Source organism: Paraglaciecola sp. (genome assembly GCF_051252315.1).
Taxonomy (GTDB): Bacteria; Pseudomonadota; Gammaproteobacteria; order Enterobacterales; family Alteromonadaceae; genus Paraglaciecola.
In genome coordinates, this window is record NZ_JBPOFP010000007.1 from 12,857 (window position 1) to 27,218 (window position 14,362).

The 14,362-nt window shown below is 38.8% G+C and carries 18 protein-coding genes; 11 read left to right on the forward strand and 7 right to left on the reverse strand.

From position 1 onward, the window contains the following. Window positions 1-17: 17 nt before the first annotated feature. Window positions 18-344: a DUF1820 family protein gene (locus ACSHXM_RS02190; protein ID WP_435687088.1), complete on the reverse strand. Its 327-nt coding sequence runs from the start codon at window positions 342-344 to the stop codon at window positions 18-20. Between the two features lie 129 nt (window positions 345-473). Further along, complete coding sequence (locus tag ACSHXM_RS02195) at window positions 474-1,052, reverse strand: TetR/AcrR family transcriptional regulator (RefSeq protein WP_435687089.1); 579 nt, start codon at window positions 1,050-1,052, stop codon at window positions 474-476. 130 nt (window positions 1,053-1,182) lie between these two features. Here ACSHXM_RS02195 and ACSHXM_RS02200 point away from each other — a divergent pair, with 130 nt between their 5' ends. Continuing rightward, window positions 1,183-2,817, forward strand: coding sequence for a M28 family metallopeptidase (locus ACSHXM_RS02200; protein WP_435687090.1), 1,635 nt, complete (start codon window positions 1,183-1,185; stop codon window positions 2,815-2,817). Window positions 2,818-2,897: 80 nt separating this feature from the next. On the opposite strand, the gene slmA is transcribed toward ACSHXM_RS02200, so the two are convergent. Together slmA and coaBC are read right to left on the reverse strand one after the other, a co-directional pair. Continuing rightward, window positions 2,898-3,488 (reverse strand): nucleoid occlusion factor SlmA, encoded by a 591-nt coding sequence (slmA, locus tag ACSHXM_RS02205; protein WP_435687091.1) that lies wholly within the window; start codon window positions 3,486-3,488, stop codon window positions 2,898-2,900. A gap of 25 nt (window positions 3,489-3,513) precedes the next feature. Beyond that, window positions 3,514-4,716, reverse strand: a complete 1,203-nt coding sequence (gene coaBC, locus ACSHXM_RS02210) for a bifunctional phosphopantothenoylcysteine decarboxylase/phosphopantothenate--cysteine ligase CoaBC (RefSeq protein ID WP_435687092.1) — start codon at window positions 4,714-4,716, stop codon at window positions 3,514-3,516. A gap of 120 nt (window positions 4,717-4,836) precedes the next feature. On the opposite strand from coaBC, the gene radC reads away from it, so the two are divergent. The 5 genes from radC to mutM all read left to right on the forward strand — a co-directional run bounded on the left by radC (window position 4,837) and on the right by mutM (window position 7,493). Then, window positions 4,837-5,511 carry a RadC family protein gene (radC, locus tag ACSHXM_RS02215; RefSeq protein ID WP_435687093.1) on the forward strand — a complete coding sequence of 225 codons (675 nt, stop codon included), beginning with the start codon at window positions 4,837-4,839 and terminating at the stop codon, window positions 5,509-5,511. Window positions 5,512-5,707: 196 nt separating this feature from the next. Beyond that, window positions 5,708-5,944 (forward strand): 50S ribosomal protein L28, encoded by a 237-nt coding sequence (rpmB, locus tag ACSHXM_RS02220; protein ID WP_435687094.1) that lies wholly within the window; start codon window positions 5,708-5,710, stop codon window positions 5,942-5,944. Window positions 5,945-5,955: 11 nt separating this feature from the next. Then, window positions 5,956-6,111 (forward strand): 50S ribosomal protein L33, encoded by a 156-nt coding sequence (rpmG, locus tag ACSHXM_RS02225; RefSeq protein ID WP_235310800.1) that lies wholly within the window; start codon window positions 5,956-5,958, stop codon window positions 6,109-6,111. Between the two features lie 104 nt (window positions 6,112-6,215). Then, complete coding sequence (locus ACSHXM_RS02230) at window positions 6,216-6,677, forward strand: hypothetical protein (RefSeq protein WP_435687095.1); 462 nt, start codon at window positions 6,216-6,218, stop codon at window positions 6,675-6,677. Between the two features lie 3 nt (window positions 6,678-6,680). After that, on the forward strand, window positions 6,681-7,493 hold the full coding sequence (gene mutM, locus ACSHXM_RS02235; RefSeq protein WP_435687096.1) for a bifunctional DNA-formamidopyrimidine glycosylase/DNA-(apurinic or apyrimidinic site) lyase: 813 nt from the start codon (window positions 6,681-6,683) through the stop codon (window positions 7,491-7,493). Window positions 7,494-7,516: 23 nt separating this feature from the next. On the opposite strand, the gene coaD is transcribed toward mutM, so the two are convergent. Next, window positions 7,517-7,999, reverse strand: coding sequence for a pantetheine-phosphate adenylyltransferase (gene coaD, locus ACSHXM_RS02240; RefSeq protein WP_435687097.1), 483 nt, complete (start codon window positions 7,997-7,999; stop codon window positions 7,517-7,519). A gap of 239 nt (window positions 8,000-8,238) precedes the next feature. On the opposite strand from coaD, the gene ACSHXM_RS02245 reads away from it, so the two are divergent. After that, entirely contained in the window at window positions 8,239-8,928 is a 690-nt protein-coding gene (locus tag ACSHXM_RS02245) for a sulfotransferase family 2 domain-containing protein (protein WP_435687098.1), read from the forward strand. 141 nt (window positions 8,929-9,069) lie between these two features. Then, entirely contained in the window at window positions 9,070-10,548 is a 1,479-nt protein-coding gene (locus ACSHXM_RS02250) for a capsule assembly Wzi family protein (RefSeq protein WP_435687099.1), read from the forward strand. Between the two features lie 9 nt (window positions 10,549-10,557). On the opposite strand, the gene ACSHXM_RS02255 is transcribed toward ACSHXM_RS02250, so the two are convergent. Further along, window positions 10,558-11,268, reverse strand: a complete 711-nt coding sequence (locus ACSHXM_RS02255) for a 3-deoxy-D-manno-octulosonic acid kinase (RefSeq protein WP_435687100.1) — start codon at window positions 11,266-11,268, stop codon at window positions 10,558-10,560. Window positions 11,269-11,386: 118 nt separating this feature from the next. Here ACSHXM_RS02255 and ACSHXM_RS02260 point away from each other — a divergent pair, with 118 nt between their 5' ends. Genes ACSHXM_RS02260 through ACSHXM_RS02270 form a run of 3 tightly spaced genes read left to right on the forward strand, consistent with a single transcriptional unit; the run spans window position 11,387 to window position 13,675 of the window. Further along, the gene (locus ACSHXM_RS02260) at window positions 11,387-12,469 is read left to right on the forward strand and encodes a glycosyltransferase family 4 protein (RefSeq protein ID WP_435687101.1); all 1,083 of its coding nucleotides are present in this window, start codon (window positions 11,387-11,389) and stop codon (window positions 12,467-12,469) included. Between the two features lie 25 nt (window positions 12,470-12,494). Next, window positions 12,495-13,466, forward strand: a complete 972-nt coding sequence (locus ACSHXM_RS02265; protein WP_435687102.1) for a WD40 repeat domain-containing protein — start codon at window positions 12,495-12,497, stop codon at window positions 13,464-13,466. Next, window positions 13,463-13,675 (forward strand): SlyX family protein, encoded by a 213-nt coding sequence (locus ACSHXM_RS02270; protein ID WP_435687103.1) that lies wholly within the window; start codon window positions 13,463-13,465, stop codon window positions 13,673-13,675. Before ACSHXM_RS02265 ends, ACSHXM_RS02270 begins: the two co-directional genes overlap by 4 nt. 463 nt (window positions 13,676-14,138) lie before the next feature. Here ACSHXM_RS02270 and ACSHXM_RS02275 read toward each other — a convergent pair whose 3' ends face one another. Further along, a complete protein-coding gene (locus tag ACSHXM_RS02275; RefSeq protein ID WP_435687104.1) occupies window positions 14,139-14,345 on the reverse strand; it encodes a YheV family putative zinc ribbon protein in 207 nt (68 codons plus the stop codon). Window positions 14,346-14,362 lie beyond the last annotated feature (17 nt).

The window sequence follows — 14,362 nt, forward strand, 5'->3', positions numbered from 1 at the left end:
AAAACGATATCGAAACTTTAACTTTTAGGTTTGGTGTAAATAGGGCTAGGAAAGTTTGCAACTTTGTCTGATAGTTCAGTGATTTTAGAGGTGCCTTGTTTTTCTACTTCATCAATACGTAACACACTATGCATTGGCACATAGGTTCTTGTTACGCCAGAAAATTCTGTTTTGAGTTTTTCATGACTTGGATCTAACACTAAGCTGGTATGGGTGTCCCAAACAAAGTCACCTATTTCTACAAAACCAAACATACTGCCCTGACATACTTCACGAACATATAACTCGTAACGTTCACCATTACTGACAAATTGGATTCGAAATAAGTGTTTTTTATTAGACATGTTTGACTGCTCAATATTTAGAAAAATTCACTATTTAGCAATAGGCTAAGTGATTAGTTAATCTAACAATGGTGCTGGTTTAAATAATCCCAAGGGAAATGTGAAAATAAAATATTGGGACTTAAAGTCTCATGAGTTGTTAGATTGTAATGGGCCTAACAGGGCTTGAGTGGCGAGTTGTAATTCGTCTGTATCACCTGCTAAAACTGCATTCACTGCAAAACCTTGTACATAACTGGTCAGTTGTAGTGCGGTTGATTCAATATTAGTACTTGCGTGGATCTGCCCTAAACTCATGGCTTTTTCTAAACAGCCAATAAAATCGATTTGTAAACGATCTAAGTAATGACGGCCCACTTCACGAACCTTTTGATCATCAAAACCTAATTCGGTTATACAGTTAATTAATAAACAGCCTTTTCCTTTGACATGAGTCACATACTCGCTGAAAAATTGGCTAATAGAGTCTAAGCCTTGATTGCTTTCCAAATGTTGCATGATCTTACTTAAGTGATGTTGTTGATAGTGTGATAACACCATGTACAGAAAGGTTTGTTTACTGCCAAATTCCAAATAAAAACCACGTCTATTAAATTCTGTGCGGGCAATGATTTCGTCCATAATCGCACCATGATATCCGTGTTCTAAAAACACATCGATCGCTTGGGTTAAAATGGCATCTAGGTTGTACTGAGCTTTGCGTGGCATAGTAAATCAGTTTTTAGAACAAGTATTCTTTACAGATTAGCTTAGTAAATTATTCTGTCAAGCTTGCACTCTTGGTGTATCTCGCTTAATGTGCGCACAAATATTATAAGTTATAAACGGGGAGTATAAGGTGGTTAAATTAACTGGTGCATTAATTCTTGGGGCGCTCTTAGTCGCTTGCCAAGGTGAAAAGCCAACTAACACACAAGAGCAATCTGCTGATCAAGCTAGGATCAAATCACATCTACGATTTTTATCAGATGATTTATTAGAAGGGCGTGATACTGGTGCAAGAGGACACGAAATTGCTTCTTTGTATATCGCTGCTGAATTCGAAAAATATGGTTTAAAGCCAGCGGGCGATAATGGCACTTTCATGCAAAGAGTCAATTTCAGACAGGCCCATTTGGATCAGTCTTCAGTTAAGCTGATGCTCACTCAAGGTGATACCCAAGTTGAATTAAGTTATCCAAAACAATTTATTACCTCTGCGAATCCGTCAGAACCTAATGTAATTACTCAAGGTGACATGGTGTTTGTTGGGTACGGCATTGTTGCGCCAGAATTAGAGCATGATGATTATCAAGGCGTAGATGTAAAAGATAAGATTGTGGTTACTCTTGCTGGAAAACCTAAGTCTTTCCCAAGTGAAGAAGGGGCTCATTTTGGTTCTACGTCGGAGAAAAAACGTCATGCGGTTGCACGTGGTGCGATTGGTTATGTGAGTATCAGCACGCCAACGTTTGAAAAAGTGAGACCTTATCAAAATCTGATGAATTATTTACACACGCCGGCAGTACGATGGGTGGATAAAGATGGCGAGCCAGCCAATACCTTTCCTCAATTAAAAAATACCGCGTATTTTAGTAAAGAAGCAGGTGAAATTTTATTTGCTAATGCTGAATTAAACTTAGAGCAAATTTATGCTTTGTTAGAAAAGGACGAATCACCAAAAGGTTTTGATTTAAATAGCAGCCTTACTCTTGAGTCTAAGAGTTCGTATAAAGCTATTTCTAGCCCAAATGTCGCCGCTATTTATGAAGGCTCTGATCCAGTGTTGAAAAATGAGTACGTGGTGTATGCTGCTCACTCTGACCATATTGGTTTTGCAAAAACTGTTAAGAAAGACAAAATTAATAACGGTGCAATGGATAACGCCACAGGTACCTCGGTGTTATTAGAAACCGCCAGAATGTTTAGTTTGTTAGAGCAAAGACCAAAACGTTCCATCTTGTTTGTAGCTGTGACAGCAGAAGAAAAAGGCTTACTTGGTTCTGACTATTTCGCACAAAATCCAACGGTTCCAGCTGAGTCTTTAGTGGCAAATGTTAATTTGGATATGCCAATATTAACCTATGAGTTTGCCGATGTGATTGCCTTTGGTGCGGATCACAGTGATTTAAAAGAATCTGTCACTCAAGCCGCTAAGAAAATTAACATCGAACTTAGCCCAGATCCATGGCCGCATATGGCGCTATTTACTCGTTCTGATCATTACAGTTTTGTAAAACAAGGTATTCCAGCGGTATTTTTGGTACCTGGGTTAAAGTCGGCCGATCCAGAAGTGGATGGCAGTAAACAGTTTAATAATTTTATTCAGACAAATTATCACAAGCCAGGTGATGACTTTAGTCAGAAGTTTAATTGGAAAGCGGCGACTAAATTTACTGAAGTGAACTACCATATTGGCTTAACTTTAGCGAATCAGGCTAAAGCATCTAGCTGGAATGAAGGTGATTTCTTTGGTGATACTTTTTCTAAGTAACTAGCTGTTTTTATGCTAGTCATCAATATGTTAAAAAAAACGGGCTAATATAGCCCGTTTTTTGTTTTTTATAACGGGTGTTAATTAAAGAATTGTTTATTGATAAATTGCCATTGCTCAGAGAAGTTGTCTGTTGGCTTTTTAGTAAACTCGCTACGAATAAATTGGTTAATACGGCCATCTGCGTAACAAATTAGCATATTGGCAATTAAACCTTCGTCTGCCGGTAGCGTTTTACCTTCCCGTAATTTACGCTCACGCAATACCTGTTTCATTTGTGTTTCTAAGCGTTCGTACAATTGAGCGATTCTTTCTCTTAATCTATCTTGCTCACCCATCAAGGCATCACCGTTTAAAATCCTGGTGATCCCTGGGTTTTTTTCAGCAAAACCTAAAATGAGATGCAAAATTAATTGGCAACGAGTGGCGGTGTCTTTTTCTTCGTTGATGATTTTATTTATGCGAGAAAACAGGGTTTCTTCAATAAATTCAATTAGGCCCTCAAACATTCGCGCTTTACTCGGAAAGTGCCGATATAAGGCTGCTTCAGATACTCCTACTTGGGCGGCAAGCTTGGCTGTTGTAATTCGTTGTCCTGGGTTGCTTTGTAACATACTTGCCAGTGCTTGTAGAATTTGAGCACGGCGATTTGGTCGTTTAGTTGCAGGCATTATTGTTTCCTAAGCGAATGTGGCATCAATCGTTTTTATTTTCTTTGTATCTTAGCGCCAATAACTTCATGAGTTGTATGGCGAGAATGCTTTTATCGGCAATTTCTAGTTTTTGTTCACCTTCTGGCCAAAAAACTGTCAATGCATTTTGCTCACTGTTAAAGCCAATTTTGTCATCAGATACGTCATTTGCAGCTATCATATTGAGCTTTTTACGCTGTAATTTACTTAGCGCGTATTCTTTAACATTTTGGGTTTCAGCAGCAAAACCTAAAGTAAAAGGTGGATTGTCTAAATGAGCTACATCACTAAGGATATCAGGGTTTTTAATAAAAGTAAGTGTTAACTCTTGATCAGACTTCTTGATTTTTTGTGACGTTCTGTTTAACGGCTTATAATCAGCTACCGCGGCACATCCAATGAAAATATCGCTATGCATCACGTTTTGCATAACCGTCTCATGCATTTGTTCTGCGCTAGAAATATTGAGGGTCTTTACCTTGTTAGGTTTAGGTATATTGACCGGGCCGCTGACTAAAGTTACTTCTGCACCCAGCTGCTGTGCAGCCTGTGCTAATGCATAACCCATTTTTCCAGAACTATGATTGGTGATATACCTAACTGGGTCAATATCCTCACGAGTAGGGCCTGCAGTGATCAGTACTTTTCTACCAAATAATAGCTGGGGCAAATCAGGCAGAACTAAATCTGCGATGTCCTGAGGCTCTAACATTCTGCCAGGTCCAACATCACCGCACGCTTGTTCACCCTGTGCCGGACCTAAAAACCTGACATTTCGTTTTTGCAGCACAGCTAAATTATCTTGCGTTGCTGGAGCAAGCCACATTTGTTGATTCATTGCTGGAGCAATCGTTATGGGTGCTGCAGTAGCAAGACATAAAGTAGATAATAAATCGTCAGCTAAACCATAGGTTAGTTTAGCCATAAAATTTGCTGTAGCTGGCGCGATTAATAGTTGATCGGCCCATTTGGCTAACTCAATGTGGCCCATTGCAGCTTCTGCATCTTTATCTAACAAATTGTCTGATACAGGATTACCAGACACGGCTTGTAATGCCAGTGGGCTAACAAACTCTTTTGCAGAGTCTGTTACTACGACTCTAACCTCAGCGCCTTTAGCGATAAGTTTACGCACTAAATCAGGTGTTTTATAGGCGGCTATACCACCGGTTATACCCAATAGAATGTTTTTACCTTTATATTGCATGGCTAATTATTATTCATATGCAGCATAGTTATAGTGACATTATTGGCTGGATCGCCCTCTTATTGCTAGGCTTATTTTTGAGTTCATAACATATTATTTTCAATATTGAGGCAAGGATGCATGAAAATTACCGATTGGCCGAAACAAGATCGGCCTAGAGAAAAGCTTTTAGCTAAAGGGGCTAATTCGCTTTCTGACTCAGAATTATTAGCGATCTTTTTACGCACAGGTACTAAAGGTTGCAGCGCATTAGAACTCGGTCAAATGTTACTCACTGAATTTGGTAGTTTACGTGCTTTATTTAGTGCCTCTGAAAATGAGTTTTGTAAAGTCAAAGGATTAGGCCAAGCTAAATATGTTCAGTTCCAAGCCAGTTTAGAAATGAGCCATAGATATATGGCTGAAAAGCTCACTCGTGAAGATTCTTTTAACTCTGTTGAACAAACACAATCTTATCTCATCGCAAAATTAAGAGATCAGCCGCAAGAAGTGTTTGCCATGTTATTGCTTGACAGCCAACATAGGTTGATTGCTTTTCGCCCTATGTTTTATGGCACCATTGATAGTGCGTCGGTTTATCCAAGGGTGTTAGTTCAACAGGCGTTAAAAGATAATGCTGCGGCGGTGATTTTGGCTCATAATCATCCATCTGGTGTCGCAGAACCTAGCCAAGCAGATAGAAGCATTACTAACCGAATTGTTGATGCATTTAATTTATTGGATATTAAGGTTTTAGATCATTTTGTGGTGGGTGACGGCGTTGCTGTATCCTTTGCTCAAAGAGGATTGATCTGAGGTTTCATATAGCAATTGTGGCCAGATCTCGCCACAGATCAACTAAATAGTCGTTTTTATGCACATTATTCTTGAACTGAATTATGATTTCCTGTATAAAATGCGCCCTCTTGTTAATAGCGTTAGCTGACACAGTATTTATGGTTTATTAAATCTGAGTCAGAGCTAAATTTTTTAGATTGTTTGGAGACAGGCCATGGCCAAAGTATGTCAAGTTACTGGCAAGCGTCCAGCGGTAGGTAACAACCGTTCACACGCAAAAAATTCGACTCGTCGTCGTTTCTTGCCAAACCTTCACACTCACCGTTTTTGGGTTGAGAGTGAAAACCGTTTCGTGAAATTGCGTTTATCTGCTAAAGGTATGCGTATTATTGATAAAAAAGGTATTGATACAGTGTTAACTGATATGCGTGCCGACGGTGTTAAAATTTAAGGAACCAGATTATGCGTGATAAAATTAAATTAGTATCTAGTGCTGGTACCGGTTATTACTACACTACAGACAAAAACAAACGTAACATGCCTGGCAAAATGGAGATCAAAAAGTTTGATCCTAAAGTTCGTCAGCACGTAATGTTTAAAGAAGCCAAAATCAAGTAAATTTTACTGGTTTTGTCTCCTGAAGAACCCGACTTTTAAGTCGGGTTTTTTGCGTTAAAGATGGCATACTTACCTTTATCTTCTATTTTTCTTGTTACTTCTAAATGATTAGACTTTCAAAACGTGGCTGGAACAACGTTATTATTTTCACAACCTTGATTTTAATCATGCTGTTTAACTTCAGTAGTGATTTCTTAAATCGCGGTACTAAAGACACGCCCACTGTTTCTACACTTATTCCAGAAGGGTCTGTCATAACAACTATCGAGTTTCATAACGATCTAGTAGAACGTATCGGGCAGGGCTGGCGTGCAAAGTCAGGCTCTTTAACCAATGAACAACTCGCAGAATTGGTGCTAGCTTGGCAAAAAGCACAAGTGAAGTTAATTGATACCTCCCATGATGGGCAAAATGATACATCCAGTATTAAGGTTTGGTTTGCTGGTCAAGCGCAATCAGTAGAGTATTCTTTTTTCCTTTCAGATGACAAAACGATAGTTAAATTTGAACAAGATTTTTATCAACTTATTTCTCCAGACCCAATTCACTTAAACATAGAACATTAAACCATGCCTGAATTACCAGAAGTTGAAGTCAGTCGTTTGGGTATTAGCCCACATTTAGAACACAAAACGATTAAACAAATCATTGTGCGCCAACCTAAATTACGTTGGCCTGTGCCTGATCAAATCTTTCAGGCTGAAGGTTTAGAAATCTTATCGATTCGCCGTAGAGCCAAATATTTATTATTAGATACCAGCAAAGGCAGCATAGTTTTGCATTTAGGTATGTCAGGCAAACTGTGTGTGGTTGAGGCTGATACAGATATTCAAAAGCATGATCATATCGATATAGTCATGGATGATGGCAAATGTTTACGATTTAACGACACTCGAAGGTTTGGCTGCTGTTTATGGCAGGCCTCGGATGCACCACCTTTAAGTATTTTAACTACCTTAGGCCCAGAGCCTTTAACTGATGAATTTGACGGCAACAGAATGTTTGAGTTATCTCGTAGTAAATCGGTTGCGGTCAAGAATTTTATTATGGATAACAAAGTGGTGGTAGGTGTTGGTAACATTTACGCCAATGAGTCGTTATTCATTGCCGGTATTGACCCACGTAAACCAGCAAGTAAAGTCACTAAAAAACGTTATTTGGCTCTAGCCGAAATTATTAAAAAAGTATTAGCCAGTGCAATTCAACAAGGTGGAACCACTTTGAAAGACTTTATGCAGGCTGATGGTAAACCTGGATATTTTGCGCAGCAATTATTGGTTTATGGACGAGCTGGTGAAACCTGTGATGCCTGTAAAACTGTCATTAAGTCTGTGACTATTGGGCAGCGTAATACGTTTTTCTGCCCAACCTGCCAAAAGTAGACTCCCTAACTTAAGAACAGCAGTTAAGGGTGTAACTTTTTCTCTAGGGCATCGATAACGGCTGGATGACAAAACTCATTAACTCGCCCTCGATGCAAAGCAACTTCTTTAACCAGTGTTGAAGAGATAAATGAATTCTCTTCAGCCGGAGTCATAAAGACACTCTCTAAATTAGGATTGAGTCGTCTATTCATGTTGGCTAATTGAAACTCGTATTCAAAATCCGAAACCGCTCTTAACCCGCGTATCAATACTGTTGAATTTTGCTGTTCTGCAAAGTCTGCGAGTAAGCCTGTAAAGCCAATTACTTCAACATTATCTAAATGTTGTGTGACTTGTTTAATCAGTTCAACACGCTCTTCGAGAGTAAATAATGGTTTTTTGCTAGGGTTTGAAGCAATACCCACAATAACTTGATGAAACATATTTGCAGCTCGTTCAATGAGATCTGCATGACCATTAGTAACAGGGTCAAAAGTACCAGGGTATATCGCGGTTTTATGCATAATTAAAAAGTATTTATATTATTTGTTGTAAGGCTAACTCAAAAGAAAGCACTATTGCTAGATAAAATTCGTTTTCTGCTAGTCGTTTCTTGTTAGACATAAAAATTCTCCCACAACAGGCGCCGATTGACTAAGTTAATCTGTGTTATTACTTATTAAGCAGGTCTTATTTTGGTGTACAATTGCGGCCTTTAAGCATGTGAAATGCTTTGTTTTTATTCTAGAGGTAAATAAACTGGATGATTTCTCACAAATTCAAATGCGTTTTTGTACATGTGCCGAAAACAGCTGGCCAAAGTATTGAGCAGTTTTTTAAAGAAAAGCACGGTGTGACGGACAAATATTGCAGTGAATTGTTGTTAGGTAAAAATACAGATCCAGCGAAAGGTCCTCAGAGGCTTGCTCATTTAAGAAGTGAAGAGTATGTAAGCTGTGGTCACATCGACCAGCAAAGTTATGATGAATATTTTACATTTGGTATTGTGCGTAATCCTTGGCAACGTTTGGTTTCTGAGTACTTACACAAGAAAATCGATAAAAAAATGTCATTAAAGGAATTTGTCCTACATGGCCTTCCAAAGGCAGATCCTTTCAGCGATGCCCATAGACATATCATTCCGCAATACGACTTTTTGTTTGACCAAGATGGAAAACAAAATGTTGATTATATTGGGCGATTTGAAAATCTTGCAGATTCTTTTACCCACATATGCGATAAGTTAGAAATACAAGAAGCGAGTCTACCTCACAAAAACTCATCTTATAGTCCGCGTAGAGCAATGCTTAGAAAGCTTAGGCATTTGTTTACAGGACAAAAGAAACGAGTTAAAAAAGATTATCGTGAATATTTTGATGATGAGCTAATTGAACATGTGAATCGGATGTACGCGAAGGATATCCAGTATTTTGGATATAATTTTGACAACTAACATCACATTAGATGGGTTAATATTTAAGTAACTGATTAAATCAATAATGGTCTTCTGGAATTGCTTGTAAGACCCATATTATTTAGCAATCAGGTTGTATTTGTTACGTCAGCCGTGAAGTTTTATTAGGGAATAGTGTTAGTGAATCAGTTTGTACTTGTTTTTATCGTATCGGCTTTAGTGTTGATTACCCCTAAAGTTTGGTGTTCACCATGGATCGGCACGCTTGAACCTCAATTGCATCGAGATCTAGAAACTTTAAGTGAATGGGGCGTTTTAGATGCTGCCGTCACTAGTTTCCCTGTACCGTGGAAAGGCATAGCTCAGCAATTAGAAAGTGTGAATCCCGATCAATTAGCAGCCATCCCTTCTATTGCAGCTAAACGCTTAAAGCACTATCTAAAAGTTCATCAAACGCAAGCAGGTCAATCCGTAATAAGCTTGTATGCAGCCAATGAAGATAGCCGTTTTACAGACTTTTCTGGATTACAGGCTCAAAAAGTTCAGTTTAATATCACCAAAGAAATGTATGTTGGACGCTGGGCAGGGCAAATTTCAGCTAACTATGGGCGTGCTGGTAAAAAACACTTTGACGAGAGTTTTATTGCTTATCAGTTTGGTGATTGGAATTTACGCTTAGGCAGTATGAGTCAATGGTGGGGGCCAGCGCAGTCAAGTAGTCTAATCCTAAGTAATAATGCACGTCCAATTCCTTCCCTGGCATTATCTCGTTCAGAAGCGACTCGCTCTAATCATAAATTATTAAAATATTTAGGCCCTTGGTTTTTTACCATGCAAGTGGGGCAGTTAGAAAATGAGCGACATATAGCCGATACAAAAATTTGGAGTACCCGATTTAATTTTAAACCGATTTCAAATTTGGAAGTGGGCGTGTCTTGGAATGCAATGTGGGGTGGTAAAGGCCGCGGAAATTCACTGTCTGATTTTGTTGACGTTATCACTTTTGAGACTGAATGTATCAGTACGATAGAAAACTGCGTTGATGGATTGGATTCTCCAATTGGTAATCACCATGCAGGAATAGACTTTATTTATACCGCTCAAGTATTTGAAAGGCCGGTTAGTTTTTATGGTCAACGAATTGGTGAAGACAAACGAGAGTACTTTAACGTAACCGACTCAGCTACTTTATTAGGGATTTCTAGTTATTTTCTCGGTAGTAAAATCTATTTAGAAAGCAGTGACACTAACGTTGATTGTTCAAATCAAGCTGTACCTAGTTATAATTGTTATTATGAACATGGCGTTTATAAAAGTGGTTACCGTTTTTATGATAGATCAATCGGTAGCACCTTTGACAGTGATGCAAAAGCGTTAACATTTGGCATAAAAAAGCAGTTTCAAAATGGTGACTTGTTAGACATTGAAATCAATCGTCTTGAACTAAACCGTGATGAAATAAAGCCATCGCCTGTAGTAAATGGTTTGCAAGAAGAGTTGATACGCTTGTCTGGCTCTTATCAAACACAATTTGGCGACTGGTTGGTTAAGGCTGGGGCTGATATATTTCATGGCGATATTGATTACGGTTTAGACTCAAATGTTAAATCAAAAACCAATAGCCTTTTTTATGCACAGATTAAATATCGATTAAACTAGCTCTCAAAACTAACTATCATAACCAGCTAGCAAGGCTTGCCAGTCTGAGTCTTGCCAATAAATATTATGAAGTCTTTTTTCTTTTTCCAATGAGCGATGTAAACGCGAAATATTGTTAGGCTGCCAATCCGTACCTTGTTTTACGCCACATTTATCAAAGTCGATTAACCAAACTTTGTTGGTTTTATCTATCATAATGTTGTGAATGTTTAAGTCGTGATGGTAAATATTATGTTGATGAAACTGCGCTATTGTTTTACCAATATCTCGCCATGTTTCTTGCGGGATTTCTTGGGTTAAAAGGATATTACATACATCTTTTGCCTGCTCTATTTTAGCCAAAATGATATCTGCTGAATAATGTAAGCCTTTTTTTGTGACCATTGCTGCAATAGGTGTTGGGCAAGGTAACCCAAGGTTTATCATATGTTGCAACAAGTTGAATTCTTGCCAAGATCGAGTGTTTTGGATGCCAGTAAACATGTATTGGTCATCTAATATCTTGCCAATGAGTCCGCCTCTTAGATAATGGCGCAACACGTATTCTTGATCTTGATGTTTAAAAAAATACGTGGTTCCACGGCCTGTAGCTTGGCCAATTATTTTATTTTCAGCGGCCCAATGTTCACCAGAGAATAGTTTCGGAGTGGGTTCAGCAAAATGTTTGGGATCAAACAGGATAATCTGCGAACCAAGTGTTTTTTCCTGAATGTTTGGCATGTTACAATTTCTCTAAACTACATTAAGCAATATTGTAAAACATTCTAGGCCAGATGCAGACTGTTACTTTGTTTCAATGTGGTAAATACCTTTTCTCTCAGCAGGCACCTAAATCTTTATGAATAACCAATCTCAATCTCATGAACAGTCAGATGAAATAGAACTCATTATTGGTAATTCTAATTCTAATTTTTCAGGCGTGACATCAACCATGTTACAGGTCATGTCTCACCAAAAAAAGCTGATAAATTTACGTATCATGGGCAAACATTTTGTACCTGAGCCAGATTTAGTGATTAGTTTTTGGCAGACGGTAAAAATGTGTCGGGCACCTCTGAGTAATGGAAAGTGGCGAATATTTCATGCGAGACGGGTCGATGAAATGATCCAAGGTGTGATACTGAAATACCTATTTAGAGCAAAAATAAAATTGGTGTTTAGCTCAGCAGCCCAGCGTAAACGTTCGGGTTCAACTAAGTGGTTAACGGATAAAATGGATGCCGTCATTGCTGTGAGTAATCGCTCCGCTACTTATTTGCATACTCCTCCTGCTATGGTTAACCCTCATGGGATCTTAGTTGATGGGTACGTACCAGCAAAAAATAAGCAAGAAGCTTGGCAGTCACTAAATTATGGTGGAAAGTTTGGTATTGGTATTTTAGGTCGAGTACGCAAACAAAAAGGTGTGCATTTATTTGTAGAAGCTTGTATTCAAGTCCTACCCCATTACCCTGATGTTAATGCCGTTGTTGTGGGCGCTATTTCATCGAGTAGCCAAGATTTTGTTAATCAATTAAAAGAAAAGATAGATCAAGCAGGACTGACCGACAGAATTACCTTTACAGGTGAGTTACCCTTTGACCAATTGCCCAAAATATTCAGTGCTTTGTCTATGGTCAGTGCTTTAAGTGACAACGAAGGTTTTGGTTTAACTGTGTTAGAAGCCATGAGTAGCGAAGCCGCTGTTTTGGCAACTCAAGCTGGTGCTTGGGAAGAAATTATTAGGCCTGGCATAGATGGTTATGTTGTACCCGTAAATGACCAACTTGCTGTGACCGACAAAATGCAACTATTGTTATCAGATATGGATAAGTTAGCCGATATGGGTAAAGCAGGCCGTAAACGAGTTGAAGAAAAATACCAAGTGCAAGATGAAGCAAAACGTTTAGTGGATTTCTTCAAAACATTACAACAACAGTAGTGCGCAGACTTTGAGAGCGAATTTAATGAAATATTGCATCACCATTATTTTACTACAGCTAACGTTATTAGGTTGTGGTGATTCGAGTTCACCCGCGGTATCCACATTTCGTTTGGCTGACGATATCGCTGATGCCGCCAATATTTCTGCCGATGCCAGTATTAGTGTGGTGTCCAATATTCAAAACGGTATTACAGTTTGGGATCTAACCACTAATCAAAAAAAGTTTGTATGGAATAACCAAGAAGACGGGATCAACCTAGTTACCAACATTCATATTGCTTTTGATAATAGTTATGTTGTGACCTCTGACAGAGAAACCTTTACCTTATGGAATCTTGCCGACGGCGAGCCTGAGGGATTTTGGCGTATTGACGAAGCCAGTATTCGAGATGTGGCTGTATCTAATCAAGGTCGCGGTATACTGGTTGGCAGAAGTAACGGTAAAGTGATGTTTTTTGAGCCTAAAACTAGCCGACGGTTGGAGTTTCTAGGCCACCAAGAAAAAGTGAATAGTCTGGATATCTCACCCAATGGGTTTTATGCGTTAAGTGGTGGCAATGATTATGTGGCTTATTTGTGGGATACCCGAAGTGGTCAAGTGATCCATAAGTTTGAACATACCAGTCGTGTCACCAAAGTGGTGTTAGACGATGAAGGTCGATATGCCTTTACCGCCGACAGCAAGCGAGACGCAAAAATATGGGATTTAGCCACAGGCCAAGAAGTCAGTAATTTACAATATTTAGCACGGCAACGAATTTTCACAACGGCCGCATTTTCAAAAGATGGCCAATTTTTATTAACAGGTTCACCTTCCAAAAGAATGAATTTATGGCAGGTTGAATCGGGTAGTGAAGTCAACGAATGGTACGTCTCTCCTAGAGAGTCTAGCCAACCACCCACAGCAGTAGTCTACTCAGTGGCCTTTAAAAACAATCAAGAAATTTTTTCAGTGAGCAGTAGTGGGCTGATAGAAGAATGGAAAACCAAATGAGCACAGTAGAAGACAATATTGAACAGCTACAAATGAAAGTAGCCTTTCAAGAAGACACCATAGAAAGCCTTAACCAAGCGTTAATCGAACAACAAAAACAAATCGACGACTTACAGTTCAACTTTAAAAAACTAGTCGCCAAAGTCAGCGCAATTGAGCCAAGTAATATGGCATCAGAAAAAGAAGAAATGCCTCCACCCCATTATTGATCTTCTGAAAATAGCGTGATGGTGGTAAGCCTAGCGCTAACAAGGAACTGTGTATATGGAAAGTTATCACATTGAATTTAAACAAGTTTAATTAAAATTATCACAAGCTTTATAGGTACGATGCCTTTGGCAATGCATTGAAAATTGCAAGAGTTCATGCTTTTGACTTACCCGCGAATCAAGGCTCGCTGATTTTATTATAAATTTAGTCGGTCAATTGGCATGGATAGCCAATTGAGTTTTTGGCCGTCGGGAACGACTAAAAACGGCCTACTCTAATTATAATTAAATTAGATGAAGAGCATTGCTGGAGCGCGGCAATTTTTGTTTACTTTTTGCTGCTGTTGGTAAAAAGTAAATCGAGCAGCAGGGATGCGGCTAGAAAATACGTCAGGATGACGGTGAGCGAAGCGAATGCTCTCTATGCGCAGCATATAAAACGGCGTAGCCAATAAGAAAACTGTTACTCTGGTTTAAATACCCCAATGACATTTTCACTAGCGCGAGTGGCTTGGGTAACTTGTTTGTCGGTTTGAGACTCGTGGTAATCACATTTTACACATTCAATTTTTTCGACGTTGTTTTCAAAAAACAACATAATCGTGTCTAGAGATTTACATTGTGGGCATGTGGCCCCTGCTACAAATCGTTTTTTTGTCTTGTTTACCATAGTAAATTATTTTTTCG